This window comes from Acinetobacter sp. YH12241 (assembly GCF_013417535.1).
Classification (GTDB): Bacteria; Pseudomonadota; Gammaproteobacteria; order Pseudomonadales; family Moraxellaceae; genus Acinetobacter.
In genome coordinates this window covers 111,314-136,457 of sequence record NZ_VPDQ01000006.1, presented here as the reverse complement: position 1 = coordinate 136,457, position 25,144 = coordinate 111,314, and the positions used below count along the sequence as shown (strand labels likewise).

General features: G+C 43.0%; 22 protein-coding genes. 12 read left to right on the top strand and 10 right to left on the bottom strand.

Translation table 11 applies throughout. The features are described 5' to 3' along the window. Positions 1-29: 29 nt before the first annotated feature. From FTV18_RS05680 to radA, 8 genes are all read right to left on the bottom strand, one after another. Positions 30-2,309, bottom strand: coding sequence for an NADP-dependent malic enzyme (locus tag FTV18_RS05680; RefSeq protein ID WP_180010630.1), 2,280 nt, complete (start codon positions 2,307-2,309; stop codon positions 30-32). Positions 2,310-2,450: 141 nt separating this feature from the next. Beyond that, entirely contained in the window at positions 2,451-5,327 is a 2,877-nt protein-coding gene (locus tag FTV18_RS05675) for a bifunctional diguanylate cyclase/phosphodiesterase (RefSeq protein ID WP_180017002.1), read from the bottom strand. A gap of 177 nt (positions 5,328-5,504) precedes the next feature. After that, positions 5,505-6,215, bottom strand: a complete 711-nt coding sequence (locus FTV18_RS05670; protein WP_180010634.1) for a 16S rRNA (uracil(1498)-N(3))-methyltransferase — start codon at positions 6,213-6,215, stop codon at positions 5,505-5,507. A 31-nt stretch (positions 6,216-6,246) separates the two neighbouring features. Next, entirely contained in the window at positions 6,247-7,083 is an 837-nt protein-coding gene (metF, locus tag FTV18_RS05665) for a methylenetetrahydrofolate reductase [NAD(P)H] (RefSeq protein WP_005236747.1), read from the bottom strand. 193 nt (positions 7,084-7,276) lie between these two features. Continuing rightward, positions 7,277-8,659 (bottom strand): adenosylhomocysteinase, encoded by a 1,383-nt coding sequence (gene ahcY, locus FTV18_RS05660; protein WP_005236746.1) that lies wholly within the window; start codon positions 8,657-8,659, stop codon positions 7,277-7,279. A 305-nt stretch (positions 8,660-8,964) separates the two neighbouring features. Beyond that, the gene (locus tag FTV18_RS05655; protein ID WP_166137754.1) at positions 8,965-9,489 is read right to left on the bottom strand and encodes a tetratricopeptide repeat protein; all 525 of its coding nucleotides are present in this window, start codon (positions 9,487-9,489) and stop codon (positions 8,965-8,967) included. Between the two features lie 249 nt (positions 9,490-9,738). Beyond that, on the bottom strand, positions 9,739-10,743 hold the full coding sequence (locus FTV18_RS05650; RefSeq protein ID WP_166137751.1) for a Tim44 domain-containing protein: 1,005 nt from the start codon (positions 10,741-10,743) through the stop codon (positions 9,739-9,741). Between the two features lie 117 nt (positions 10,744-10,860). Then, entirely contained in the window at positions 10,861-12,249 is a 1,389-nt protein-coding gene (radA, locus tag FTV18_RS05645; protein WP_166137748.1) for a DNA repair protein RadA, read from the bottom strand. A 188-nt stretch (positions 12,250-12,437) separates the two neighbouring features. Between radA and FTV18_RS05640 the strand changes: the two genes are divergently transcribed. After that, a complete protein-coding gene (locus tag FTV18_RS05640) occupies positions 12,438-12,869 on the top strand; it encodes a hypothetical protein (protein WP_180017000.1) in 432 nt (143 codons plus the stop codon). A gap of 72 nt (positions 12,870-12,941) precedes the next feature. Here the strand turns inward: FTV18_RS05640 and FTV18_RS05635 are convergent, their stop codons facing one another. After that, positions 12,942-14,288, bottom strand: coding sequence for a sodium:alanine symporter family protein (locus FTV18_RS05635; protein ID WP_180016998.1), 1,347 nt, complete (start codon positions 14,286-14,288; stop codon positions 12,942-12,944). A 321-nt stretch (positions 14,289-14,609) separates the two neighbouring features. On the opposite strand from FTV18_RS05635, the gene FTV18_RS05630 reads away from it, so the two are divergent. The 7 genes from FTV18_RS05630 (at position 14,610) to FTV18_RS05600 (ending at position 20,717) form a co-directional block, all read left to right on the top strand. Continuing rightward, positions 14,610-16,013: an amino acid permease gene (locus FTV18_RS05630; protein ID WP_159124419.1), complete on the top strand. Its 1,404-nt coding sequence runs from the start codon at positions 14,610-14,612 to the stop codon at positions 16,011-16,013. 131 nt (positions 16,014-16,144) lie between these two features. Next, positions 16,145-16,378 (top strand): lipoprotein, encoded by a 234-nt coding sequence (locus tag FTV18_RS05625; protein ID WP_005236736.1) that lies wholly within the window; start codon positions 16,145-16,147, stop codon positions 16,376-16,378. Positions 16,379-16,402: 24 nt separating this feature from the next. Then, a complete protein-coding gene (gene lysA, locus FTV18_RS05620; protein WP_180016996.1) occupies positions 16,403-17,647 on the top strand; it encodes a diaminopimelate decarboxylase in 1,245 nt (414 codons plus the stop codon). Between the two features lie 12 nt (positions 17,648-17,659). Then, complete coding sequence (dapF, locus tag FTV18_RS05615) at positions 17,660-18,505, top strand: diaminopimelate epimerase (protein WP_004784684.1); 846 nt, start codon at positions 17,660-17,662, stop codon at positions 18,503-18,505. A gap of 95 nt (positions 18,506-18,600) precedes the next feature. Next, complete coding sequence (locus FTV18_RS05610) at positions 18,601-19,218, top strand: alpha/beta fold hydrolase (RefSeq protein WP_180016994.1); 618 nt, start codon at positions 18,601-18,603, stop codon at positions 19,216-19,218. A 26-nt stretch (positions 19,219-19,244) separates the two neighbouring features. Further along, positions 19,245-20,135 (top strand): site-specific tyrosine recombinase/integron integrase, encoded by an 891-nt coding sequence (gene xerA, locus FTV18_RS05605; protein WP_180017013.1) that lies wholly within the window; start codon positions 19,245-19,247, stop codon positions 20,133-20,135. A 207-nt stretch (positions 20,136-20,342) separates the two neighbouring features. Continuing rightward, positions 20,343-20,717 (top strand): hypothetical protein, encoded by a 375-nt coding sequence (locus tag FTV18_RS05600; protein ID WP_180012776.1) that lies wholly within the window; start codon positions 20,343-20,345, stop codon positions 20,715-20,717. Positions 20,718-20,765: 48 nt separating this feature from the next. On the opposite strand, the gene FTV18_RS05595 is transcribed toward FTV18_RS05600, so the two are convergent. Continuing rightward, positions 20,766-21,260: an Lrp/AsnC family transcriptional regulator gene (locus tag FTV18_RS05595; RefSeq protein WP_005236726.1), complete on the bottom strand. Its 495-nt coding sequence runs from the start codon at positions 21,258-21,260 to the stop codon at positions 20,766-20,768. A gap of 113 nt (positions 21,261-21,373) precedes the next feature. On the opposite strand from FTV18_RS05595, the gene FTV18_RS05590 reads away from it, so the two are divergent. From FTV18_RS05590 to FTV18_RS05575, 4 genes are all read left to right on the top strand, one after another. After that, complete coding sequence (locus tag FTV18_RS05590; RefSeq protein WP_180016992.1) at positions 21,374-21,979, top strand: LysE family translocator; 606 nt, start codon at positions 21,374-21,376, stop codon at positions 21,977-21,979. A 513-nt stretch (positions 21,980-22,492) separates the two neighbouring features. Next, the gene (locus FTV18_RS05585) at positions 22,493-23,245 is read left to right on the top strand and encodes an electron transfer flavoprotein subunit beta/FixA family protein (protein WP_159124425.1); all 753 of its coding nucleotides are present in this window, start codon (positions 22,493-22,495) and stop codon (positions 23,243-23,245) included. A gap of 18 nt (positions 23,246-23,263) precedes the next feature. After that, a complete protein-coding gene (locus FTV18_RS05580) occupies positions 23,264-24,196 on the top strand; it encodes an electron transfer flavoprotein subunit alpha/FixB family protein (protein WP_180016990.1) in 933 nt (310 codons plus the stop codon). A 170-nt stretch (positions 24,197-24,366) separates the two neighbouring features. Next, positions 24,367-25,032 (top strand): hypothetical protein, encoded by a 666-nt coding sequence (locus FTV18_RS05575; protein ID WP_125278449.1) that lies wholly within the window; start codon positions 24,367-24,369, stop codon positions 25,030-25,032. Positions 25,033-25,144 lie beyond the last annotated feature (112 nt).

Below are 25,144 nucleotides of genomic sequence, written 5' to 3'. Positions count from 1 at the left end.
TCAAGAAGTTACGCTGATGCGTACATTCCTTAGAGCGCGTTTTTTTCTGCTTCCTGAATTTCAGCGACAGTTAACGCAGTCATATTCACTACGCGACGAGTCGTTGCAGTCGGTGTCAGGATATGAACAGGTTTCGCAGCACCAAGCAGGATAGGACCAATGGTCACGTTGTTACCTGAAGTTGCTTTTAACAGGTTAAACGAAATATTGGCTGCATCCAGATTTGGCATGATCAGCAGGTTTGCAGAACCTTTAAAACGAGAATTAGGGAATGCAAACTGACGGATATTTTCGTCCAGTGCTGCATCACCATGCATTTCACCTTCAACTTCAAGCTCAGGTGCAGTTTCAGAAAGGATTTCATATACACGGCGCATTTTTTGTGCGCTGGCATCGTGCTGGTCTGAACCGAAGCTAGAGTGAGAAAGTAGGGCAACACGTGGAGTAATACCGAAACGACGTACTTCTTCAGCAGCCAGAATCGTCATCTCAGCAAGCTGTTCAGCCGTTGGATTACGGTTGATGTAGGTATCCGCGATAAACAGGTTGCGCTCTTCAAGCATTAATGCGTTTAAGGTGAAGAAGGTATTATGGCCATCCTGTTTGCCGATGACATTGCTGACAAAGTCTAGATGGATGTCATAGCTTGAGTAAGTACCACATAACATACCGTCCGCCATGCCATGACGAACCAGCATCGCAGCGATCAGGGTAGAACGGCGACGCGCTTCACGGTGTGCATATTCAGGCGTTACACCTTTGCGTTGCATCAGGTTGTAATAGTCGTCTGCAAATTTTTCGTAATCTGGGTTCTTTTCCTGATCCACGATAGTGATATTCACACCATCTTCAAGACGTAAGCCTAATTTCTTGATATTGGCTTCGATGACTGCTGGACGACCCACCAGAATCGGTTTTGCCAAGCCTTCATCCACTGCAATTTGCGCAGCACGCAGTACACGCAGGTCTTCACCTTCTGCATAAGCGATACGTTTAGGATCTGTTTTAGCTTGTGCAAAGATTGGTTTCATCATGAAGGCTGAGTTGTAAACAAACTCAGACAGACGTTGACGATATGCCGAGAAATCCTGAATCGGACGAGTCGCCACGCCAGAATCCATTGCAGCTTGTGCAACTGCAGGCGCAATTTCCAGAATTAGGCGTTGATCCAGTGGACCAGGAATCAGGTAATCACGGCCGAAAGAAGCTGATTTTTCTCCATAAGATGCAGCATCTGCTTCTATGTGTGCCATACGTGCAATCGCGTGTACGCAGGCAATTTTCATCTCTTCATTAATGGTGGTGGCACCAACGTCTAATGCACCACGGAAGATATAAGGGAAGCACAGTGCATTGTTCACTTGGTTCGGATAGTCAGAACGGCCAGTCGCCATAATGACGTCATCACGAACTTCGTGTGCATGTTCAGGCAGAATTTCTGGATCCGGGTTCGCCAAGGCAAAGATAATTGGATCTTTGGCCATCAGTTTCACCATTTCTTTGGTGAGAATACCGGCTGCAGAAAGACCCAAGAACATATCTGCACCTGCAATCACGTCACCGATCTGAGAGGCATCAATGTCTTGTACATATGCTTTTTTAGATTCGTCCAGACCTTCACGTTTAGTTGTTAATAGACCACGTGAGTCAGCAACGATGATATTTTCTTTTTTCGCGCCAAGGGCACAAAGCAAGTTCAAGCAAGACAGGGCAGCAGCGCCGGCACCTGAAGCAATGATCTTGATTTCATCAATTTTTTTGCCATTTAATTGCAATGCATTCAGAAGAGCAGAACCTACAATGATTGAAGTACCATGCTGGTCATCGTGGAACACAGGAATTTTCATGCGTTCACGAAGTTTCTGTTCAATATAGAAACATTCTGGAGCCTTAATGTCTTCCAGGTTGATCCCGCCAAAAGTGGGTTCTAGAGAAGCGACAATATCAACAATCTTGTCTGGATCATTTTCAGCAATTTCGATATCGAATACATCAACACCCGCAAATTTTTTGAACAGTACGCCTTTACCTTCCATGACCGGTTTAGACGCCAATGGGCCAATATTACCCAAACCAAGAACTGCTGTACCGTTACTGACCACTGCAACCAGGTTACCGCGTGCGGTATATAGGGCAGCTGTTGAAGGATCACGTTCAATCTCAAGACATGGTGCGGCAACGCCAGGCGAGTAAGCAAGGGCTAAGTCACGTTGGTTGACCAATTGTTTGCTTGGTGTAACGCTGATTTTTCCTGGAGTAGGGAATTCGTGATAGTAAAGAGCCTGCTGCTTTAAAGATTGTTCGTCCATCTGTATCTCTATCGTTGTAAAGATTACCCAGAAAGCGGGTAAAAAATTGCATTTATGGCTCTGAATATAACATTTGTTAAGCACTTAGCCCAGTCAAAGTCGACCATTTTTGCGACAATATTATTCGAGGTAGATATAGACTTAGACTTGATATATATAAGTTTCAGCGACGCGATTCTGTTCTAAATACGCAGTTGCTTCCAGTTCAGGCAATGGCTTGGAGAAGAAGTAGCCTTGGGCAATATCACAATCTAAATCACGTAGATATTGCAGCTGTTCTTCAGTTTCAATACCTTCAGCGACGACAGTCATGCCCATGGCTTTGCCCATCGCGACCATGGCGCTGACAATTGCTTCCTGTTTATGTTCGCCAATTTTAGAGACAAAACTGCGGTCAATTTTGAGAATGTCAATAGGAAAATCGGCAAGATAGGACAAAGAAGAATAACCGGTTCCGAAGTCATCCAGCGAGATATTAATCTGGCGCTGCTTGATCTGGTTCAGCAGATTTTTGACAGATTCAGAGTTTTCAATCAGTGAAGATTCAGTAATTTCCAGTTCCAGACTGGTGCCAGAAATCTGGTTTTCGCTAATGGCCTGATCCAGATCATCGAGTAACTGACCACGACGCAGTTGCTGCGCCACGATATTCACAGAGACACAGATATTATGAAAGCCAAGATCATTCCATTCACGAATCTGTTTGGCAGTTTGCTGAATCACCAGACGGCCGATCTCGGAAATCAGGCTGGTCTGTTCGGCTAAAGGAATAAACAAGCTAGGTGGGATGATGCCTTTTTCTGGATGTTTCCAGCGCACTAAAGCTTCAAAGCCATAAATATGTTGGTCATTGAAATTAATTTTCGGTTGATAATAAACTATCAGTTCGCCATTCTGGATGGCTTTACGCAGATCGCGTTCAATGAAAATTCCTTGCTCTAGCAAAGCTGTATTTTCATTGGAGTAGAAATGGATAGTATTCCCGCCGAGATTTTTGGCTTCACTCAGCGCCTGTTCAGCACAGTTATTCAAATAATCTAGCTGACGACCATGATCCGGATAGAAGGCTACACCCATCGACAGGGTAATCACATAATCTTGGCCGAAAATATGGAAAGGAGCCTGGAAAGCTTCAGCAATACGTTGACAATGTTCTTGTACAGAAGGGCGAATATGCGAGATTTCATACAAAATCGCAAAGTCATCGCCATTTAGATGAGCAACAAATAGAGCTTCAGCATTGGTCAGACGTAAGCGTTGTGCCACCTGACGCAACAGCTCATCACCGCCATTATTAGACAGATATTCATTCAATGGACGGAAACGATCGATATTGAGTCGGATCACCGCCATTTTCTTGATGGAATCTTTTTGCGTCATCAGATATTGATGCAGCTGGTAGTTATAGTAAAAACGGTTCGGTAAATCAGTCAGTGTGTCGTAATTTTCCAGATAAGACAGGCGCTGTTCCTGTAATTTACGTTCAGTCAGATCAGAGACAATGCCGATATAGTGAGTGATACGGCCTTCATCATCGGTAATTGCATTGATATGTAACCAGAGTGGCATCTCTTTGCCAGACAGGAATTTCTCACTCAGTTCGCCATCAAAAGAACCGATTTTCACAACTTGTTTGATGATATTGGAATGAATGCTGCGCTGCTGTGACTTATGACTCGCAGTAATATCAAATAGATATTTACCCAAGATGTCATTACGTTCAAAACCGGACAAATTTTCGAAATAAGGGTTCACTTCGATATAACGTAATTCATCATTTAGGATGAAGATCCCTTCAGCTGCTTGCTCAATTACACTGGCTGCCAGTTTCAGGCGTTCTTGAGAACTACGTTCCTGTTGAATATCACGCAAAATTCCCACCATGCGTAAAGGACGGTGAGTTTCGGGATCGCGACTGATCACCCGACCTACATCATGTACCCAACTCCAGACTCCCGGCGCTTGCTGAATCCGGTAAGTTACTTCATAGCGCTCAGTTTTCCCACGCAGATGCTGTTTCATATTGCTTTTGAATGCAGCCAGATCATCGGGATGAATCATATGTTGTAACTGCAAATGATGCTCACTGGATTTCCGTTGTACCTTCTCATCTTTATGATTGGTCAGCAAAATACTGCGGTCTTTGATATTCCAGTCCCATGGACGGATACCGGCGATTTCATGAGTCAGTTCAAGGTTTTGCTGCTGGTTTTTCAGATCAATATTAATCTGTTCAATATCATAAGTACGTTCACGAACTTTCTGCTCTAGTAGTTGATTGCTGAGTTGTAGCTCCAGTTCGATATCTTTTGATTTATTGACTTCCGTTTGTAGCTGTTTGCACAGTTCATCCGTCCAGGCGACCTGTTGTTCGGCATTATTCACCAGCAATTCATTTTCTGCATAAAGGCGGGAAGTACGGGTATGAATACGATAGGTACTATTAGCACAGAGCAGGATCACAATGACTGCAAAATTTAAGGCTAGACCAAAGACTGGATTGGCACCTGAGATATGAAAAAATTGAAAGAGTAAAAAGGGTACCAATGAAGGCAAAAATACCAGTGAAAAATAACTGAGCTTCTGGGTTAGATAAGTCAGACCAAAAGCTTGGGTCACGATTAACAGCAAAGCTGATAGAGTCAGTGCTTCTATTTCATCAAAATTGGTATTGGCCTGCGGCAAGTAATAATAAATCAGGGAAATACCGGAAGCGATACAGCAACCTACCGCAAGGCTCTGAATTTGTAACCAGTAATGCGCATTTTTCAGTTGATATTGTTCAGGTTTAAAATACAGGGTATTGATGAGCCAGCACATGCTGACGGTAATTTCAGTCAGGATAAACCAGAGATTAAAATAACTATTCGATAAGCTATATTGAATGTGATAAACACAGAAAATATAGAGGCAAATAATCATGATACTTAACAGAAAATATCGGCTATGTCGAAGCGTGTTCGCAATCTGAGCACGATGCAAGTGCTCTTTGATATAAGCCTCTTGATTATCAATCATATAATTAAGTGCCTTGTATTCGTCCTGAACGGTTTTTATCCTAGATTTTAATTTTTATTCAAGCCTGAATGATTCTTAAATCAATCAATATGTGTTTCATTATTATTGACTCAAGAGTAGAGTGCTTATAAATAAAAATCAATAAAATTAATAACTAAATTTTACAATTTTGACCGCTTAAATAGTGTAATTCAAAATTGAGAGAGCAACGACAGGAGCAGTTTCGGTACGCAGGACACGTTCACCAATACACCAATTGACAAAGCCTTGCGCATTCGCCGCTAGGATTTCTGCTTCACTCAAGCCGCCTTCAGGGCCAATCAGCAAGGCAATATCCGGCGTGGCATTCACCAGAACATCAATTTCTTCTTTATTTGGCGCTAGCACCAGTTTGGTAGTAGGAAGATCAGTTTCCAGCCATTTTTCAAGTGACATTGGCGCTAAAATTTTAGGAACAATATTCATTCCACACTGTTCACAAGCGGCAATGGCTACACCTTGCCAATGATCCAGTTTCTTCTGATCACGATCATATTTCAGGCGCATCTCACAGCGTTCAGAGGTTAAAAGCTGAATTTCAGATACACCCAGTTCGACCGCTTTCTGGATCGCATAATCCATGCGGTCACCTTTACTCATGACTTGGCCAAGCAAGGCTTTAAATTTTGGTGTGCGATCAGTAGGGTTATAACTATTGACCTGTACAGCAGCCGACTTTTTGGAAACTTCAACCAGTTCAACTTCATATTCGCCACCTTGTCCATTGAACAGGGTGGCTTTTTCGCCGACTTGAGCACGTAAAACTTTAACCCAATGATGAAACACTGTTTCAGTCAGTTCTACAGTGGTATCTACTGCTAAATCAGCTTCAATAAAAAAACGTGGCATTAAAGTTTTACTCTCAAATCAGGTATTTTACTTATGCAAGACCGAGGTCTTTAACAAGTTGACGGGTTGGATCAGTGGTATTCATGGTGTAGAAATGCAGGCTTGGTGCACCGCCAGCAATCAGGCGTTCGCAGAATTTCACCACAACTTCATGACCAAAGGCTTTGATACTTGCAGTGTCATCACCATAAGTTGCTAGTTGCTTGCGAATCCAGCGTGGAATTTCAGCACCTGTACCATCTGCGAAGCGAATCAGGTTGCTGGCATTGGTAATTGGCATGATACCTGGCGCTACTGGAATATCAATGCCAGCTTTCTGGATACGTTCTACAAAGTAGAAATAAGCATCCGGATTAAAGAAGAATTGCGTTAATGCAGCATTGGCACCTGCATTTACCTTATCCACAAAGTGCTGAATATCTTTATCAAAGCTGTCTGCTTGTGGATGCATTTCAGGATAAGCGGCAACTTCAATATGGAAGTGGTCACCTGAATGTTCACGGATAAAGCGAACCAGATCCTGTGCATAAGGCAATTCACCCAGGCCCACCTGACCAGATGGCAAGTCACCACGCAGCGCGACAATACGGTTAATTCCTTGTGCCTTATACAAATCAAGCAGTTCAGCAATACGTGCTTTATCATCGCCGATACAAGACAGGTGAGGGGCAACGGGTGTACCTTTACCATTAAAGTCATTGATCGTAGATAAAGTACGTTCGCGTGTTGAACCACCCGCGCCATACGTCACAGAAAAGAATTCTGGGTTCAGCAGTTGTAGTTCTTGATGTACGGTTTTGAGCTTTTCCGCACCCGCATCGGTTTTGGTCGGGAAAAACTCAAAAGAAATTGGAATCTGTTTAGACATGTTCAAATCCTTTTTATAAATACTTTTTACTTATCACCCTCTCCCTGACCTCTCCCAAAGGGAGAGGAGAATTCATTACTGAATTATGCAGGGTTTAAGCCCATATTTTTTTCACTTGAAGTCATTAAAACTTCATTGAAAATAATTTGGATGGTCACCCTCTCCCTAAGGGAGAGGGATGGGGTGAGGGATATTAATATTTATAAGCATCAGACTTGAATGGACCTTCAACAGGTACACCTAGGTAATCTGCCTGTTCTGGAGTCAATTGAGTCAGAACACCACCGAAACCGGCAACCATTGCAGCAGCAACTTCTTCGTCTAATTTCTTAGGAAGCAGTTCTACACGAATCGCTGCTTGTTTTTGATCTTCAGGAAGATCCGCAAATTTCTCAGCGAACAGGTGCATTTGACCCAATACTTGGTTCGCGAATGAACCGTCCATCACACGTGATGGGTGACCAGTTGCATTACCCAGGTTTACCAGACGACCTTCAGAAAGCAGGATCAGGTAATCATTTTCATTTTCTGAACGATATACTTGGTGTACTTGAGGTTTCACTTCAACCCATTTATAACCACGTAAGTAGTTAGTATCGATTTCAGTGTCGAAGTGACCAATGTTACAAACCACTGCGCCAGCTTTCAGTGTATCTAGCATCGCAGCGTCACATACGTGGTAGTTACCAGTTGTAGTCACGATCAGGTCGGTATTTTGAAGAAGATCAACGTTCACATCTTCTTTTTTGCCAGTTTGAACGCCGTTTTTGTATGGAGAAACCACTTCATAACCGTCCATGCATGCTTGCATCGCACAGATTGGATCGATTTCAGATACACGTACGATCATGCCTTCTTGACGAAGAGACTGAGCAGAACCTTTACCTACGTCACCATAGCCGATCACTAATGCACGACGGCCAGAAAGCAGCATGTCAGTTGCACGTTTGATCGCATCATTTAGAGAGTGACGGCAACCATATTTGTTGTCGTTTTTAGACTTGGTTACTGAATCGTTGACGTTGATCGCAGGAACTTTCAGAGAGCCGTCTTTCCACATTTCCAGAAGACGTGCTACACCTGTAGTTGTTTCTTCAGTAATCCCGTGAATTTTTGCAATCAGTTCAGGATATTTTTCGTGAACAACAGCTGTCAAATCACCGCCATCATCCAGAATCATATTGGCATCCCAAGGTTTGCCATTGACATTAATCTGTTGTTCAAGACACCACATGTATTCTTCTTCTGTTTCGCCTTTCCATGCAAATACAGGAATACCGCGTGCAGCGATTGCAGCAGCAGCATGGTCTTGAGTAGAGAAGATGTTACAAGAAGTCCAGCGAACTTCAGCGCCTAATTCAACCAGAGTTTCAATTAAAACCGCAGTTTGAATAGTCATGTGGATACAGCCAAGAATTTTGGCACCAGCAAGCGGTTTAGCAGCTGAGTAGCGTTTACGCAAACCCATTAGGGCTGGCATTTCAGCTTCTGCAAGTTTGATTTCTTTACGGCCGTAGTCAGCTAGGGAAATATCGGCAACTTTATAATCTGTAAATGAAGCATTAACCGCGTTCATCACGATCTCCTTATAAAAAACAATAATTGATCATTCAGTTCGCGGATGCCGTTGTTGGTCCGTCTAGAAAAAGTTGGACCGATCGTCGAGCCTGGCGCTTTTACATTTCGTACCTGTAAAACGTCGCAGCATCCCTCGACTAGCGAGGTATTGTACTTGGAAATTAATTTGGTTCCAATCCGAAATTGTTTATTATCTGACTAATAAGAAAATTTTGAAAATATTTTGAGAAATATCCTGATATTTGAAAACTGAAATAAAGTTTTATTCTCGTAAAAAAGCCCATCATCTGACGGGCTTGTTATTTATTCTATGTCCTGCTCAATTTCATCTGCTTTCTTAGTCCAGTAATCTGCCTGTATGTCATCAGCGGCCACACCAAGACCATTGGCATAAATAAAGGCAAGATCACGCATGGCTTGAACTTCACCCCATTCAGCTGCTTGCTTTACAAGAGCGATAGATTTTTCAACATCTTTTTCGACCACATCACCACGACGGTAAAAACCAGCCAGTTCTAAAGTCGCTGCAGAGTGTTTTTCGAAATTGGCTTTGCTCAACCAGTAATAGGCTAACTCAAAGTGAGCTTTGGAATCTTCTGGGTCTTCCTCAGCGATTTCTTTGGCATAAACCGTATAACCCTCACCGAGCCAGTACATGGCTTCAACCCAGCCACCATTGGCTGCTTTCAATGCCCACTCTTCGGCCAGCATGATGTCTTCGTCATGCTCGCTTTGCATATAGAGCTCGGCAAGCTCAAATTGGGCTTCGGCATTGCCTGCCAATGCGCGGTTTGCCAGCGTGGCAGGGGGAGAAACACGCTCAGTCATGTCAGTATCTCAAATATCTTTGTATCTAGATTAAAAGGTTCAAAATAAAAAAGCCAATCCGAAAACTGGCTTTTGTATAAAAGTCGACTGATAGAGCTTAAAACACGCAAACTAAGCTATTTGTTTAGAGGAATAACAATAAAACGAATAGAAAGAGAACAAGAATAAATTTAAATATTTTTCCATGATTCAGAAAGCAAAACAGCGGCCCGAAAGCCGCTGTTGATATACGATTAATGAGATAAGAATTTAGTCTTGCTGGATTCCTGCAACCACCCAATCTTGTTGAGAACCGGCAGGTTTGACAAAGTGCCAGATTTCAGCAAACGGTTGAGGTTGGCTATTCAAGTCTTCACTTACAGTACCAGTGAAGCGTACGCTTACTACGTATTGACCATTCTCATTCGATGAATCCACAACCATTGCATTCAGGTTAGAGAACTCAGCTACGTCCTGATCCTGATTTGCCATAATATCGTTATACATCGACTGGTAAAGATCAGGAGTCAGGTAACGTTTAATTTCTGAAATATTGCTCGCCGTATTCATTGACTGAATGTGGTTAAAGCGCTGACGTGCAACACGTAAGAAAGTCGCAGGTTCTGTACCATCTGGAAGCTGGTTGCCGCTATTGGTATAGGCTGCACCAAATGGCGCATTATTTACCGGAGCTGAACCAAACGGAGCATTTGTGCTTGGCGTGCTACCACCCACGTTCTGACCAAAAATATTGGTATTGTCACCACCGCGAGGAGGTGTCTGACCAAATGGTGCTGAATGACCAGCACCACTATTTGGAGCGTATGGATTAGAAGCTACTTTTTTTTTTGCGCCCATCTTACGGAAAATGAAGAAGGCAACAGCGGCAGCAAGCAAGATCCAGATCCAGCCAGGAATACCACCTTTTTCCTCTTGTTGCTGTTGAGCTGCTTGAGCTTCAGAAGCCGCTTGTACTTCTTTGTCATCAGCCAGCGCATTGGCAGCAACCGCACCCACGGCAGCACCTGCTACACCGGCAGCAACCATACTACCTACACCTGGGCCAGATCTTTGCTGAGTTGCAGCACCAGCGGCTGGAGCCTGTTGTGCTGGCGCAGCTTGACGAGGTTGTTGATAAGATTGAGTAGGCGCAGCAGAACGTTGCATACCATGGCTTTTACCGCCACCGGCACGTTTTGCTTCAGCAGTTAAAGGAGCAACCAGTAATGCTGCTGTTAAAAGACCTGCAATCAAACCACGCTGTCGAACTTCCATTCAATTTTCCTATGTGAAAAAAACTTATTTGAATACTCTATTTATATAGGCTTTATAGGGGATTTCAATCAAAAATGTGTATTTTTTTAAGCTTTTTGCAAGATTTATCGATTAAAACTAACTGAGTTCATCACTTAGGCTCATGGCTTCACTCAGGGCTTCATGCAATCGGGCTACAGCAATGACCTGTACGCCGGGAATCGGTTTTTGCGGTGCATTGGCACGCGGTAAAATAATATATTTAAAACCATGTTTGACTGCCTCTTTCAGACGTTCCTGACCATTCGGCACTGGACGAATTTCACCAGAAAGACCAACTTCACCAAAAACAGCCAGTTGCTGAGGCAATGCTTTGGTCCGGATACTAGATGCACACGCTAAAAGTACAGCCAGGTCAGAACCGGTTTCGGTAATCTTTAAACCACCGACGATATTGACATAGACATCCTGTCCGGATGTTTGTACGCCACCATGACGGTGCATCACGGCCAGCAGCATATTCAGACGATTCTGCTCTAACCCCAAGGCTACACGGCGTGGCTGGCCATGAGCGTCATCGACCAAAGCCTGAACTTCAACCAGGAGTGGGCGAGTTCCTTCACGGCTAATCATGACGATGGAACCTGGAATCGCTTCATCATAACGACTGAGGAAAATGGCAGATGGATTGGCGACTTCACGCAGACCTTTATCGGTCATGCCAAAGACGCCAAGTTCATTGACTGCACCGAAACGGTTTTTGACTGCGCGGATCATACGGTAACGAGAATCCGACTGGCCTTCAAAATACAGCACACAGTCCACCATATGTTCCAATACACGTGGACCTGCTAAGGCACCTTCTTTAGTCACATGACCGACAATAAACAGGGCAGTTCCGCTATTCTTGGCGAAACGGGTCAGTAGGGCGGCAGACTCACGGATCTGTGATACACCACCTGGCGCAGACTGCAAGGTTTCGGTATATAAAGTCTGAATCGAATCCAGAATCGCAACAGCAGGACGTTCCTGTGCAAGCACCTCGCAAATGCGTTCCACACAGGTTTCTGCCATGACTTTCAACTGGTCTGTGGGTAAGTCCAGACGCTGGGCACGCAATGCCACCTGAGACAGGGATTCTTCACCTGTCACATACAGGGCAGAGCTGTTGCCGGCTGCCATATGGGTTGCAGTTTGCAATAAGATAGTTGACTTACCAATCCCCGGATCACCACCAATTAGCACCACGGAACCTGTGACCAGACCACCACCTAAGACTCGGTCAAATTCGCCAATCCCGGTTTGCAGACGGGTTTCATGTGAAACAGACACTTTATTTAAGGTAGTAATCGCAGCTGCCTGACCGGCATAACCTCCAATTTTTGGCTGAGCACGATGTGTCGTTGCTGGCGCAATACTGACTTCTACCAGACTGTTCCATTCCCCACATTCAGAACACTGACCCGCCCATTTAGGATGGTCTGCTCCACATTGTTCACAACGATACACACTTTTTGCTTTAGCCATAATTTCCGAAAATAAATATTGGGAATGGGGGCTACAGCATAGCGGTGAATGAGACTGAAAACCAAGACCTTTGGCTGAAAAAGTCACTGATTTACGTCAGCATATGACGCTTATGAATTCACCATCCTACATGAAAGTGAAATACCTCCTATAATGAGAAAATTCATCACGGGTACAGGAAACCTGACATGCCACAACTTTTAAAACATATCGATGCAATCGCACGTGAAAAAGACCGTGATGTATTATTTGTACATTTTGAAAATTACGAACATGAAAATGCAGATGCTGAGTCCTATCATTTGCGTCAGAACCTGATGGAATGGCTGGAGCAACGCCAAATTAACTTTGCACCATGCATGGGGATAGAACAGCCTGGTGTGATTGAAAGTTATTCAGGTGATCTTTATATCGATGTACCATTTGATGAAGCCCATCCAATTTACCAAATGGTTAGTGAACATCTTGAAGATGCCGAAGGGGAAATGAAGATTCCGGGAGTGCTGTTCTTTGTATTATCTCTAGAAACTGCGCTGGAAATTGAAGCCGATCGTGAAGAATTCTTAAATCTAAATCAAGCCCATGATGATGACGATGAATTTTCTGGCCGTGTGAACTGATATTTTTAGCAAACTTAAATAATAAAAAAGCCACTAAGAAAGTGGCTTTTTTATTAAGGGTTTTAAATTTTATTAATACAATTCACCTGATTTACGGCGAGCAATAAAATCTTTGGATTCTTTCACGATCACTCCAGACAGTAGTAACAGGCCGATCAAGTTTGGAATCGCCATCAAACCGTTGAAGGTATCTGCAAACAGCCAGACCAGATCTAGTGTCGCTACACAGCCAATAAATACTGACAGGATATAGATGATGCGATAAGGGAATACAAATTTCTCACCGAGCAGATAGGTGGCACATTTTTCGCCGTAGTAGCTCCAGCCTAAAATGGTGGAATAGGCGAAGAAGATAATGCCGAAGGTCACAATCCAGCCACCAACACCTGGCAGCAGTTTGTTAAATGTAGAAACGGTCAGAACAGCACCGGTTTGTCCACCAAAATCACTGCCGGCCATGATGAAGCCCATCACCAAGACAATACCGGTAATCGAACAGACAATAATCGTGTCAATAAAAGTTCCGGTCATGGAAACCAGACCTTGACGGGCAGGATGATCGGTTTTTGCAGCAGCAGCGGCAATCGGTGCCGAACCCATACCAGCTTCATTTGAGAATACACCACGCGCGACACCATAACGAATCGCCGCACCAATCGCACCACCTACGGCAGCTTCACCAGTAAAGGCATAGGTGAAAATCATTTTCAGTGCAGGGCCCACTAAATCGAGATGGGTGAAAATAATGATCAGACCGCCCGCCACATAACCAATCGCCATAATTGGAACGATGAAGGAAGCAGCTCTAGAAATCCACTTAATCCCGCCTAGAATTACCAGTGCAGAAAACGCAGTGATCACGATACCGGTGATCCAGGTTTCCAGACCGAAACCATTTTCTACTGCAAGTGCAACAGTGTTGGACTGAACTGAACTACCAATTCCGAAAGATGCGACAGCACCAAAGAACGCAAAGATCAGCGCCAGCCATTTCCATTTCAGGCCACGCTCAATGTAATACATTGGACCGCCAGACATTTCACCGCGTTCATTTTTAACCCGGTATTTGACGGCCAGTACACCTTCGCCATATTTGGTTGCCATTCCGAACAGGGCAGTCATCCACATCCAGAATACGGCCCCAGGACCACCCAGCACACAGGCAGTTGCCACACCGGCAATATTACCGGTACCGATTGTAGCTGACAGTGCGGTCATGAGTGAGCCAAACTGGGAAATATCGCCTTCATGCGAAGGGTGTTTGCCAAAAACCTGTTTAAAGGCCAGTGGCAACATGCGGAACTGCCAGAACAGCAGGCGGAAGGTCAGGAATATACCGGTACCGACAATGAGGACCAGCATATATGGGCCCCAGACCCAGCCACTGACGGTTTCCATGATGCTTTGTAAATTTTGCATAAATTTCTTCTTATTTATCCGTGTCAGCTTTATTTGAGATGTTGATTGAAAAGCAATTGCTATGCCATGCGCGCTCATCCTAAACGCGAATATTGGCGGATTTGTATTCTATTTTTTACATAGTTTCAGCGCTTTGACAAGAAAAATCCTGTATTCATTGCGCCTTAAAACTAAGACTAAAGATAAATGAATATTGATATAAGAAAAATAAATTAACTTGCAAGATTAGTTGGAAAATACAAATGATGCGAATTTTCTTTTTGTATTCCATGTTTTTTACGTTAATTTGTCGCGATTAAAACTCAAAGTTGAAATGAAATAATGTCAGAAAAATATAGTCACTCATCATCGGAAGATGGTGAGCTACAGCGTAGTTTATCCAACCGGCACCTGCAGTTAATTGCCATTGGGGGTGCGATTGGCACCGGCCTGTTTATGGGTTCAGGGAAAACCATTAGCCTGGCAGGACCATCCATTCTGGTGATTTATATGATCATCGGTTTTATGGTGTTTCTGGTCATGCGTGCATTGGGTGAATTATTGTTATCCAATCTGCAATATAAATCTTTTATTGATTTTGCCACAGATCTGATCGGGCCATGGGCAGGTTATTTTGTCGGCTGGACCTACTGGTTATGCTGGATCACGATTGGTATCGCGGATTTGTCAGCCATTATCTATTACTTGCAATTCTTTAATAACGGTCTGCCATTTACTCCGGGTGAAGGCGTGTTGATCAGTATTGCCTCTATTGTCTTTATTATGGGCTTGAACCTGGCAACCGTGAAACTGTTTGGTGAAATGGAATTCTGGTTTGCTTTGATCAAGATTATCGCCATTATTGTTTTGATTGGTGTGGGTCTGTGGATGATCTTTACTGGCTTTACTAATGATGCAGGTACGGTCGCTTCATTTGCCCATATCTGGGATCATGGCGGTTTATTCCCGACAGGAACTATGGGTTTCCTGGCTGGTTTCCAGATTGCGATTTTCGCCTTTGTAGGTGTAGAGCTGGTTGGTACTACGGCTGCTGAAACCAAAGATCCAGAGCGTAACCTGCCGAAAGCGGTGAACTCGATTCCGATCCGTATTATTATTTTCTATGTGCTGGCTCTGATCATTGTGATGTCAGTAACACCATGGGATCAGATCAATCCAAATGTTTCTCCGTTTGTGAATCTGTTCAGTCAAGCAGGTATTGCGGCGGCCGCGATCATCATGAACCTGGTGGTGTTGTCATCAGTAATGTCATCGATGAACAGTGGGGTGTTCTCAACCAGCCGTATGCTGTTTGGTTTGTCTCGTGAAGAACAGGCACCGAAAGCATTTGGTCGTTTGAATTCGCGCGCCGTTCCAGCGAATGCTTTGTATTTCTCAGCGATCTGTTTATTGCTCGGTGCAGCATTACAATACTTCGTGCCGAATACGGTTGAAGCATTTACCTTAGCAACGACTTTGTCGACTATTCTGTTTATCTGTGTATGGCTGATCATTATCTGGAGCTACATGATCTATTACCGTACCCGTCCGGAATTGCATGCTAAATCCATATTCAAGCTGCCTGGTGGATTGGTGACTTGCTGGATCGTCATTATTTTCTTTGTTGGTATGATTGGTGTGTTATCGCTGGAAGATGATACCCGTCGTGCCTTGATGGTCAGCCCGGTGTGGTTCATTTTGCTGATTATTGGATATTTAGGCTTATATAAACAGAAACATAAATAATCCATATCAATAAAAACGTCAGCGATCTGCTGGCGTTTTTTTATGTCTGAATATACTCTCTAGCGTTTAGCGCTTTGGTCATACGGATGATCGCGTTATACTTCATCGAAAATACTCATATAGGTGGTCAGATGCGTCAGGTCATTTGCTACATCAGTTTAATTACAGTCGGTTTTGCCTTGGTCGGTTGTGGTCAGTCGGGAGCTTTACATCTTCCAAATGATCCAAACTACGATAAACGTGCCAAGTATTTACTCTATAAAAATACTGAATCTGCACCGCAAGTATCAGATGAACAACAGGATGCGCCGGTCAAGCAGCAATTTGAAGCGCCCGCTGAATCCGATTCAACACCATCTCCTTAAGACTTTCAGAGAAAGGATACATTCATGAGTTTCACCCGCATTAATGGGGTATTGCATGCTGAGCAATGTTCACTGCAACAGCTCGCAGAGCAATTTGGCACACCACTTTATGTTTATTCAAAAGCAACTTTTGAAAAGCATTATCTGGATATGGACCGTGCTTTTAGCTTTATCGATCATCAAATCTGTTTTGCGGTAAAGTCAAACTCTAATCTTGCGGTATTGAATGTATTGGCCAAGCAGGGTGCTGGTTTCGATATCGTGACTGGTGGTGAACTGGCTCGTGTCTTGAAAGCCGGTGGTGAGCCTTCAAAAATCGTATTCTCAGGCTTGGGTAAATCTGAAGCAGATATTAAAAAGGCATTAGAAGTAGGCATCGCCTGTTTTAATGTGGAATCTTATGCCGAACTGGACCGTATTCAGAAAGTAGCGGCTGAACTTAAGGTTAAAGCGCCGATTTCTCTACGTGTTAATCCGGATGTTGATGCCAAGACTCATCCATATATTTCCACTGGTTTAAAAGAAAACAAATTTGGTATTCCATCAGATAGCGTATTTGATACCTATGCTTATGCAGCATCATTGCCAAATCTTGAAGTGGTCGGGATTGACTGTCATATCGGTTCGCAGTTGACTGAAACCCAGCCGTTTGTTGATGCGCTGGATCGTGTCATTGTCATGATCGACAAGCTAAAAAACATGGGCATCAACCTGAAACACATCGATATTGGTGGTGGTCTGGGTGTGACCTATAAAGATGAAACACCGCCATCGGTTGAAGAATATGCCAATGCCATGCGTCCTGCTTTAGAAAAACTGGGCCTGAAAGTGTATATGGAACCGGGTCGTAGTATTTCAGCGAATGCAGGCGTGTTACTGACCAAAGTGGATCTGCTGAAACCAACCAATCACCGTAACTTTGCCATCATTGATGCCGCGATGAATGACCTGATTCGTCCAGCTTTATATGAAGCATGGATGGATATTCAGTCTGTGACACCGCGTACAGATGTGGAAACAAAAGAATGGGATGTGGTGGGCGCGATCTGTGAAACAGGCGATTTCCTGGGCAAAGAACGCGAGCTTGCCATTAAAGAAAATGATGTACTAGCAGTTCTTGGGGCTGGTGCATATGGTTTCGTAATGAGTTCAAACTATAACAGTCGTGGCCGTGCTGCTGAAGTGATGGTGGATGGTGATCAGGCGCATCTGATTCGTGAGCGTGAAACGGTTGAATCACTTTGGGAACGTGAGCGTTTATTGCCTTAAGGAGACTGAATAATGTTGCTTGAATTTACCAAGATGCATGGCCTGGGCAATGATTTTATGGTGGTAGACCTGATTAGCCAGCGTGCTTATCTGGATACTCTCACTATTCAGCGCTTGGCAAATCGTAACTTTGGTGTGGGTTTTGACCAGCTCTTGATTGTTGAACCGCCTGATATTCCAAGTGCAGATTTTAAATACCGTATTTTTAATGCGGATGGTTCTGAAGTTGAGCAGTGCGGTAATGGTGTGCGCTGTTTTGCCCGTTTCGTGCATGAACGTCAATTAACGACTAAAACCAAAATCAAGGTACAGACCAAAGCTGGAATCGTGGAACCTGAACTTGGTGCCAATGGCTGGGTACGAGTGAATATGGGTTATCCAAAATTCCTACCTCAGGAAATTCCATTCGTGGCTGAAGAACCGGAAAATCTGTATGACATCGATCTGGCGGGTGGTGAGAAACTGACGATTGATGTGGTGAATATGGGTAATCCACATGCAGTGACGATTGTTCCGGATGTGTTGACTGCTGATGTGGCTAAAATTGGTCCACAGGTGGAATCTCATGTGCGTTTCCCGGCACGCGTTAATGCTGGATTTATGCAGATCATTGATGAAAAGCATGCTCGTTTACGTGTTTATGAGCGTGGTGTAGGCGAAACACTGGCTTGTGGTACAGGTGCCTGTGCTGCAGCAGTGTCTGGTATGCGCCGTGGTTTGTTATCTAGCAAGGTCGAAATTGAACTTGCGGGTGGTAAATTGCAGATTGAATGGAAAGAAGGTGATGTAGTCTGGATGACAGGTCCAACTGCCAATGTTTATGAAGGTCGACTGGACTTGCGCTACTTCCAGGGTTAATCCCACATTTATTTCTCTAAAAAGCACCGCACATAGTACGGTGCTTTTTTTATGATAGGATGAATTCCATATTTAATTGATATCACAACAGCTCTATGAATCAGCTTGTGTTTTTACCGGGTGCATCAGGCAGCCAAGGCTTTTGGCAGCCGTTGTTGGCTCATTTAAAAACAGATCAATCTACAAAAATATTGACATATCCGGGCTTCGATGGGGTAGAACCAAATTCAACTATTCAAAATCTTCATGATCTGCAGGAACTCATCACAGAGCAGATTGAGGATGATTCGATTCTGGTTGCCCAGTCCATGGGGGGAGTTCTTGCAGTTGGAATTGCACTGCATCATCCACAGAAAGTCAAAGGACTGGTTTTATTGGCAACTTCTGGTGGTGTGGATCTATCACAGTTCGGTTGTGCTGACTGGCGGATAGATTATCGCGAGCAGTTTAAAGATGTTCCTGATTGGTTTTTACAAGATCAAACCGTATTTAGCCTGAAACAGTTAAGCAATCTTGAGATTCCTGTTCTACTGATCTGGGGTGACCAAGACGCTTTAAGTACCGTTCAGGTGGGGCAATGCTTAAAGCAAAATTTGAAACATGCAAACCTGCATATAATTCAAAGCGGAGATCATTTCCTTGCGGCGACTCATCCAGTACAGACCGCAGAACTGATTGAAGCTTGGCTGGAGTCAATTGAATGGAGCAAGTAAAGCTTTCTGCAAAAGACTTGCTCGGAATCTGGCTCAAAGAACGTGAGATCCAGAACCAGTCTAAACATACCTTGCAGGCCTATGAACGTGATGTAGCTAATTTTCTGGAATTCTGCGCAGTACAACAACTAGCGCTTAATGATGTGGAAGCCACGGATTTACGCCAATTTCTGGCTGAAAAAGTCGAGCAGCACGGATTAAGTTCGAGTAGCTTGCAGCGGATGCTCTCTTCGATTCGCCAGTTCATGAAATGGGCAGAGCAGGCGCAGTATCTTGCATTTAATCCGGCTGATGATTTTCAGTTGAAACGTCAGTCACGTCCTTTGCCGGGTATGGTCGATATTGAAACTGTGAACCAGATTCTGGACCAGCCGGCTCCAGAAACCGAAGCGCAGCAGCAAATGTGGTTGAGAGACAAGACGATTCTGGAATTACTCTATTCCAGTGGTTTACGTTTGGCAGAAATTCAGAGCTTAAGAATCAAGGATGTTGATTTTAATCGTCAGCTCTTGCGTATTACTGGTAAAGGCAATAAAACCCGGGTAGTGCCTTTTGGTTCAAAAGCCAAAGACAGTCTGATGGAATGGCTAAAAGTTTATCCGCTCTGGAATGGTGATTTTGTACCTGACGCGAATGTATTTATCACCCAAAAAGGCAATCCGCTCGGTGCACGGCAAATTGAAAACCGGGTCAAGTTTCAGGCGCAGCGTGCAGGGGTTAATGTTGACCTGCATCCGCATTTATTGCGGCATTGTTTTGCCAGCCATATGCTGTCGAATAGTGGTGATCTTCGTGCCGTTCAGGAAATGTTGGGGCATAGCAATTTGAGTACCACACAAATTTATACTCATATTGATTTTGATCGACTTGCGCAGATTTATGATCAGGCGCATCCGCGGGCACAGCATAAAGAATAGGGAAAATATAAAGTTTTCTTCCGCTTGTCGGATGATTAGGATTCATGGCATAAAACTTTCATGTATCATGCTCAAAATATGACCTGAACAGACTGTTGGAAAGATATTTCACTATTGTCTTATTTTTCAAATGGCTGTTTTCGGATATAAGTATAAATAGTAATCAATTTTTAAAAGAAAATCAGCGATCTCGATACTGGAATTTTTATGGACACAGCAATTATCCCGGATATACAACAAAAGTATGCGCAGTTAAGCCCAGCTCAAAAAGACATGTTCGCGGGTTATGGTTTACGCCAGATCAAACATTTTGTTGAGATTAGCTTGCCCACTATTGAAGCCGTTCTCCCTGAAGGGGCAATCGTGCAAGGGATTAATGCAGAAGGGAAAATGCAGGCTTATAATCCTGAAACAGGCCAGTATTATCTATGGATTTCTGATCTGCAATGGCAGACCACACAGCGAGCCAGTAAAGCTGTTGACCTGAAAGAAGATGCGCTCGAAATCTGGAATATTTTTGATCTAAAGTCTTATGAACTGATTGAACTGAGTCATGTGCATCGTGACTTTTTACAAGTTTAATAAATATGAAGGATGACCAAGGTCATCCTTTTTTATTGTTGAAATATTTTATAAGTCATCCAGCGGTAACTGAAAACTTTGCTTGATGATCTGGCTGGGTAAATCAGTTTTGACACTGGTAATGCCATTTTTCTTGGTTAGATGGGTAGACTGGAATTTACGGTAACTTTCCAGATCAGGCACCACAACTTTTAACATCGCATCACATTCACCCAGAATGATATAGCACTCCATCACCTGAGGCAGCTCTTTCATCGCCTCAATAAAAGTATCAATGGTTTCTGCATCCTGACCGACCAGCCAGATCCGTGAAAACAGAATCAGTTGAAAACCGATTTTCTGTGAATCCACGATGGTGGTGTAATTTTGGATCACGCCCGCATCTTCAAGCAATTTCACCCGACGCAGACAGGAAGAAGGGGATAGTCCAATTTCACGTGCCAGATCGTTGTTCTGAATACGACCATTGGCTTGCAAGTGATGAATGATATTTTTATCAATTCGATCAAGTTTTACTCGCACAGACTTGGAAGATATTTTCATAAATTAGAATATAATTCGAAAAATAATACTTATTATAAAATAAATTGAAAGCCTATTTTGTAAAAATTCGCAGATACTAATTCCACTTTCCGAAGATTCAAAGGAAAAAGGAAATGTCTGTATTTGCACTTTTTGCACTGACCGTGCTCCCCCTGATTTTTACACCTGGACCAGATATGCTGTTTATCCTGTCTCAAGTGATGGGTAAAGATGCAAAAGCAGGCATGATGGCAACTATCGGGATTTGTTCAGGTTATCTGGTACATTCCATTTTGGTAGCAATAGGAATCGCAGCGATTATCGTGTCTTTTCCGGTATTGTTTGAGGCGATTCGCTGGTTGGGTATTGCTTATTTGCTCTATCTGGCTTGTAGCCTGTTGAAATCAGTATTTAGTAAAAACTCAATGAAAATTGAGAAAAAGACCACTGCTAATCCAGTGAAAAAAGGCTTCTTTACGGCCTTACTCAATCCTAAAGGCATGCTGATCTATTTTGCGATCTTGCCGCAGTTTATCGATAAAAGCGGAAATACGGTGAGCCAAGGCTTAATTCTCTCTTTTATTTTTATCGGTATGATTTTCATTGTTTATTGTGCTCTCAGCATTCTGTTCAGCAGAATTACCCGCAATACACAAATTGATGAGCGTAAACAGAAATGGGTTGATGGCACCTCAGGTGGTTTACTTGCCCTTGCTGCAAGCTGGTTAATTATTAATTAAGCAATGTCGTATTTTAAAAAAGCATACTGCTCCCGGTATGCTTTTTTTATATTTATAGATTGATGACAACCCGATTTTTAGACCTGCCAACAAAATAAAGCGGAGTAAATTGAGCAGATATGCAGAATAAATGATGAACAATTCTCTATTATGTCCAAACTGACCAAAGCGGTCATTTTTAAATATAAGTCATTTTCCACAAATCTCAGGACGGATTTGTGCATTTAATAAGCAAAAATCAAAAGTTCTGATGTGTTTCATCAAATAAAAACATAATAAAAATCAAAGGTTAAATTTTATTAAATATTGATAAAATTCATTGTAATAAATCGATACGGATTAATTGTGAACGCATCGTTCAAGGAAAATTACGCATTTTTACAGCTCTTTGCTGAATTGTGACTTGACCGAAATGCCGTGCACATTGCAAGATAGGGCACCTAAAAAAATTTAAGTGAAGAGTTATTATAACTTTTCTCAACATTTACATTTGCTAAAACAGCCGAGGATTACATGAAGGCTCTTGTTGCTGTAAAACGTGTGGTTGATGCCAACGTTAAGGTTCGCGTTAAGCCGGACAACAGTGGTGTTGACTTAACAAACGTTAAAATGTCAATTAACCCATTCTGTGAAATCGCGGTGGAAGAAGCGGTTCGTTTAAAAGAAAAAGGAACTGTTTCAGAAATCGTTGTTGTTTCTATTGGTCCTAAAGAAGCGCAAGAACAAATCCGTTCTGCAATGGCGCTTGGTGCTGACCGCGGTATTCTGGTTGAAGCTGATGACAGCCAGCTAGGTGCGCTAGAAGTTGCTAAAATTCTAAAAGGTGTTGTTGAAGCTGAACAACCACAATTGATCCTTCTTGGTAAACAAGCAATTGATGACGACTCTAACCAGGTTGGTCAGATGCTTGGTGCACTTCTAGGTGCAGGTCAAGGTACATTCGCTTCAGAAGTTAAAGTTGAAGGCGACAAAGTACAAGTGACTCGTGAAATCGACGGTGGTCTACAAACTGTTGAATTATCACTTCCAGCGATCGTAACTACTGACTTACGTTTGAACGAGCCACGTTATGCAGCTCTTCCAAACATCATGAAAGCGCGTAAAAAACCGCTTGATACCAAGTCACCTGCAGATTTCGGTGTAACTACTACAACTAAACTGAAAACAGTAAAAGTTGAATCTCCTGCAGAGCGTAAAGCTGGCGTACAAGTGAAGTCTGTAGACGAGCTTGTAGAAAAATTGAAAAACGAAGCGAAAGTGATCTAATACAGAAGGATAAAAATCATGAGTATTTTAGTAATCGCTGAGCACGACAACAAAGCACTTAACGCTGCTACTTTAAACGTTGTTGCTGCGGCGCAAAAAATCGGTGGTGATATCACTGTATTGGTTGCTGGTTCTGGCGCTCAAGCAGTTGCTGATCAGGCAGCTAAAGTTGCGGGCGTAAGCAAAGTTTTACTTGCTGACGACGCTGCTTATGCAAACCAATTGGCTGAAAATGTAGCAAAACTGGTTGCAGAATTAGGTAAAGGCTATAGCCATATTCTTGCTGCTTCTACTACAACTGGCAAAAACATTCTGCCACGCGCTGCTGCACTTCTTGATGTCAGCATGATCACAGACATCATCGCTGTTGATTCTGCAAATACATTCAAGCGTCCTATCTATGCAGGTAACGCGATTGCAACTGTTGAGTCTTCTGAATCAGTAATCGTTGCAACTGTTCGTGGTACTGCATTTGATGCGGTTGCTGCTGAAGGTGGTTCTGCTGTGGTTGAAGCTGCTGCTTCTACTGGTGATGCTGGTATTTCTAAGTTCATTAATGAAGAAATCGTTAAATCTGAACGTCCTGAATTGACAGCTGCTCGTATCGTCGTTTCTGGTGGTCGTGGTGTAGGTTCTGGTGAGAACTACCACAAAATCCTTGATCCACTAGCTGACAAACTTGGCGCTGCTCAAGGTGCTTCACGTGCTGCAGTTGATGCTGGTTTCGTTCCTAACGATATGCAGGTTGGTCAAACTGGTAAGATCGTTGCACCTGACCTGTACATCGCTGTAGGTATCTCTGGTGCGATCCAGCACTTGGCAGGTATGAAAGAGTCTAAAGTGATCGTTGCGATCAACAAAGATGAAGAAGCTCCAATTAATGCAGTAGCTGACTACTGGCTAGTAGGTGACTTGAACACTGTAATTCCTGAATTGGTTTCTAAAATCTAATTTCTGAATCAGTTTCAAAAAAACGCTCCTTTAGGAGCGTTTTTCTTTTTTTTTAATCTAAATAATTAATCTAACTAACAAGTCGTCCATTTCTGACTCGAAATTTTGGTTATTGTATATTTTGTGTTGATATTAAACTTTTATTAAGCTTGCCATTTGGCGGAGTGTCCGTGAAATTTGATTTTCAGTTACCAGTCAGTATTTTGGTAATGATGATCTGCTGTTTGATTTTCCCTTTTCTCCCGAGTTTGCACCTTCCTTTGTTAGGAGGTATGACGGTTACAGCAGTTGAGTCAATTCAAGCATTAATGTTGTTTGGTTTTGCCGTATTTAGTTTTTTCTATATCCGTCCATTTGAATTAAGTAAAGGTCAAAAACAATTTTGGCTCTGGTCAGTTGCATGGTGGATTATGCTGTTTGGTAGAAGTACCAGCTGGGGACGTGACTATTTCCCGGAAGTGCCAAAAATCTATTTCCGTGGTATTTCGGTTCTTGTGATTGCACCCGTGGTGTTTATGCTGTTTTTAGCACCTTTGCGTCAAGAAATTGCTTATAAGTTTAAGCATGTATCACTTCCAATTTGGGCACTCATATTAGCTTTCATTGGCTTGCTGATGTCTGATGGCATTGAACATAATCGGTTTTTTATTCATTTTATTTTTACAGATTTTATCTATAAAGATTTGATGGAAGAACTATACGAATTTCCGCTTATTATCGGCTTATTCCTGGTCGCTTATCCATTAATGAAGCAAGATTGTGCTGTGACAAAATCAACTAGTCAGGTCATAGCTGAAGATGATTTGTCCGATATCGATTCTAAACTTCATATTTAAGTGACTTGCTTTTTTAAAGAAAAAAATGAACCTCTGCAAGCAGAGGTTTTTTAATATCAAAATATTGTGAAGTGATTAAAATTTCTACTAAAAATCCTGTGGATAGTTGGGG

Excerpts from the sequence above, each read along its gene's own strand:
- FTV18_RS05680 (WP_180010630.1), bottom strand. The coding sequence starts at position 2,309 with ATGGACGAACAATCTTTAAAGCAGCAGGCTCTTTACTATCACGAATTC.
- FTV18_RS05675 (WP_180017002.1), bottom strand. The coding sequence starts at position 5,327 with ATGATTGATAATCAAGAGGCTTATATCAAAGAGCACTTGCATCGTGCT.
- FTV18_RS05670 (WP_180010634.1), bottom strand. The coding sequence starts at position 6,215 with ATGCCACGTTTTTTTATTGAAGCTGATTTAGCAGTAGATACCACTGTA.
- metF (WP_005236747.1), bottom strand. The coding sequence starts at position 7,083 with ATGTCTAAACAGATTCCAATTTCTTTTGAGTTTTTCCCGACCAAAACC.
- ahcY (WP_005236746.1), bottom strand. The coding sequence starts at position 8,659 with ATGAACGCGGTTAATGCTTCATTTACAGATTATAAAGTTGCCGATATT.
- FTV18_RS05655 (WP_166137754.1), bottom strand. The coding sequence starts at position 9,489 with ATGACTGAGCGTGTTTCTCCCCCTGCCACGCTGGCAAACCGCGCATTG.
- FTV18_RS05650 (WP_166137751.1), bottom strand. The coding sequence starts at position 10,743 with ATGGAAGTTCGACAGCGTGGTTTGATTGCAGGTCTTTTAACAGCAGCA.
- radA (WP_166137748.1), bottom strand. The coding sequence starts at position 12,249 with ATGGCTAAAGCAAAAAGTGTGTATCGTTGTGAACAATGTGGAGCAGAC.
- FTV18_RS05640 (WP_180017000.1), top strand. The coding sequence starts at position 12,438 with ATGCCACAACTTTTAAAACATATCGATGCAATCGCACGTGAAAAAGAC.
- FTV18_RS05635 (WP_180016998.1), bottom strand. The coding sequence starts at position 14,288 with ATGCAAAATTTACAAAGCATCATGGAAACCGTCAGTGGCTGGGTCTGG.
- FTV18_RS05630 (WP_159124419.1), top strand. The coding sequence starts at position 14,610 with ATGTCAGAAAAATATAGTCACTCATCATCGGAAGATGGTGAGCTACAG.
- FTV18_RS05625 (WP_005236736.1), top strand. The coding sequence starts at position 16,145 with ATGCGTCAGGTCATTTGCTACATCAGTTTAATTACAGTCGGTTTTGCC.
- lysA (WP_180016996.1), top strand. The coding sequence starts at position 16,403 with ATGAGTTTCACCCGCATTAATGGGGTATTGCATGCTGAGCAATGTTCA.
- dapF (WP_004784684.1), top strand. The coding sequence starts at position 17,660 with ATGTTGCTTGAATTTACCAAGATGCATGGCCTGGGCAATGATTTTATG.
- FTV18_RS05610 (WP_180016994.1), top strand. The coding sequence starts at position 18,601 with ATGAATCAGCTTGTGTTTTTACCGGGTGCATCAGGCAGCCAAGGCTTT.
- FTV18_RS05600 (WP_180012776.1), top strand. The coding sequence starts at position 20,343 with ATGGACACAGCAATTATCCCGGATATACAACAAAAGTATGCGCAGTTA.
- FTV18_RS05595 (WP_005236726.1), bottom strand. The coding sequence starts at position 21,260 with ATGAAAATATCTTCCAAGTCTGTGCGAGTAAAACTTGATCGAATTGAT.
- FTV18_RS05590 (WP_180016992.1), top strand. The coding sequence starts at position 21,374 with ATGTCTGTATTTGCACTTTTTGCACTGACCGTGCTCCCCCTGATTTTT.
- FTV18_RS05585 (WP_159124425.1), top strand. The coding sequence starts at position 22,493 with ATGAAGGCTCTTGTTGCTGTAAAACGTGTGGTTGATGCCAACGTTAAG.
- FTV18_RS05580 (WP_180016990.1), top strand. The coding sequence starts at position 23,264 with ATGAGTATTTTAGTAATCGCTGAGCACGACAACAAAGCACTTAACGCT.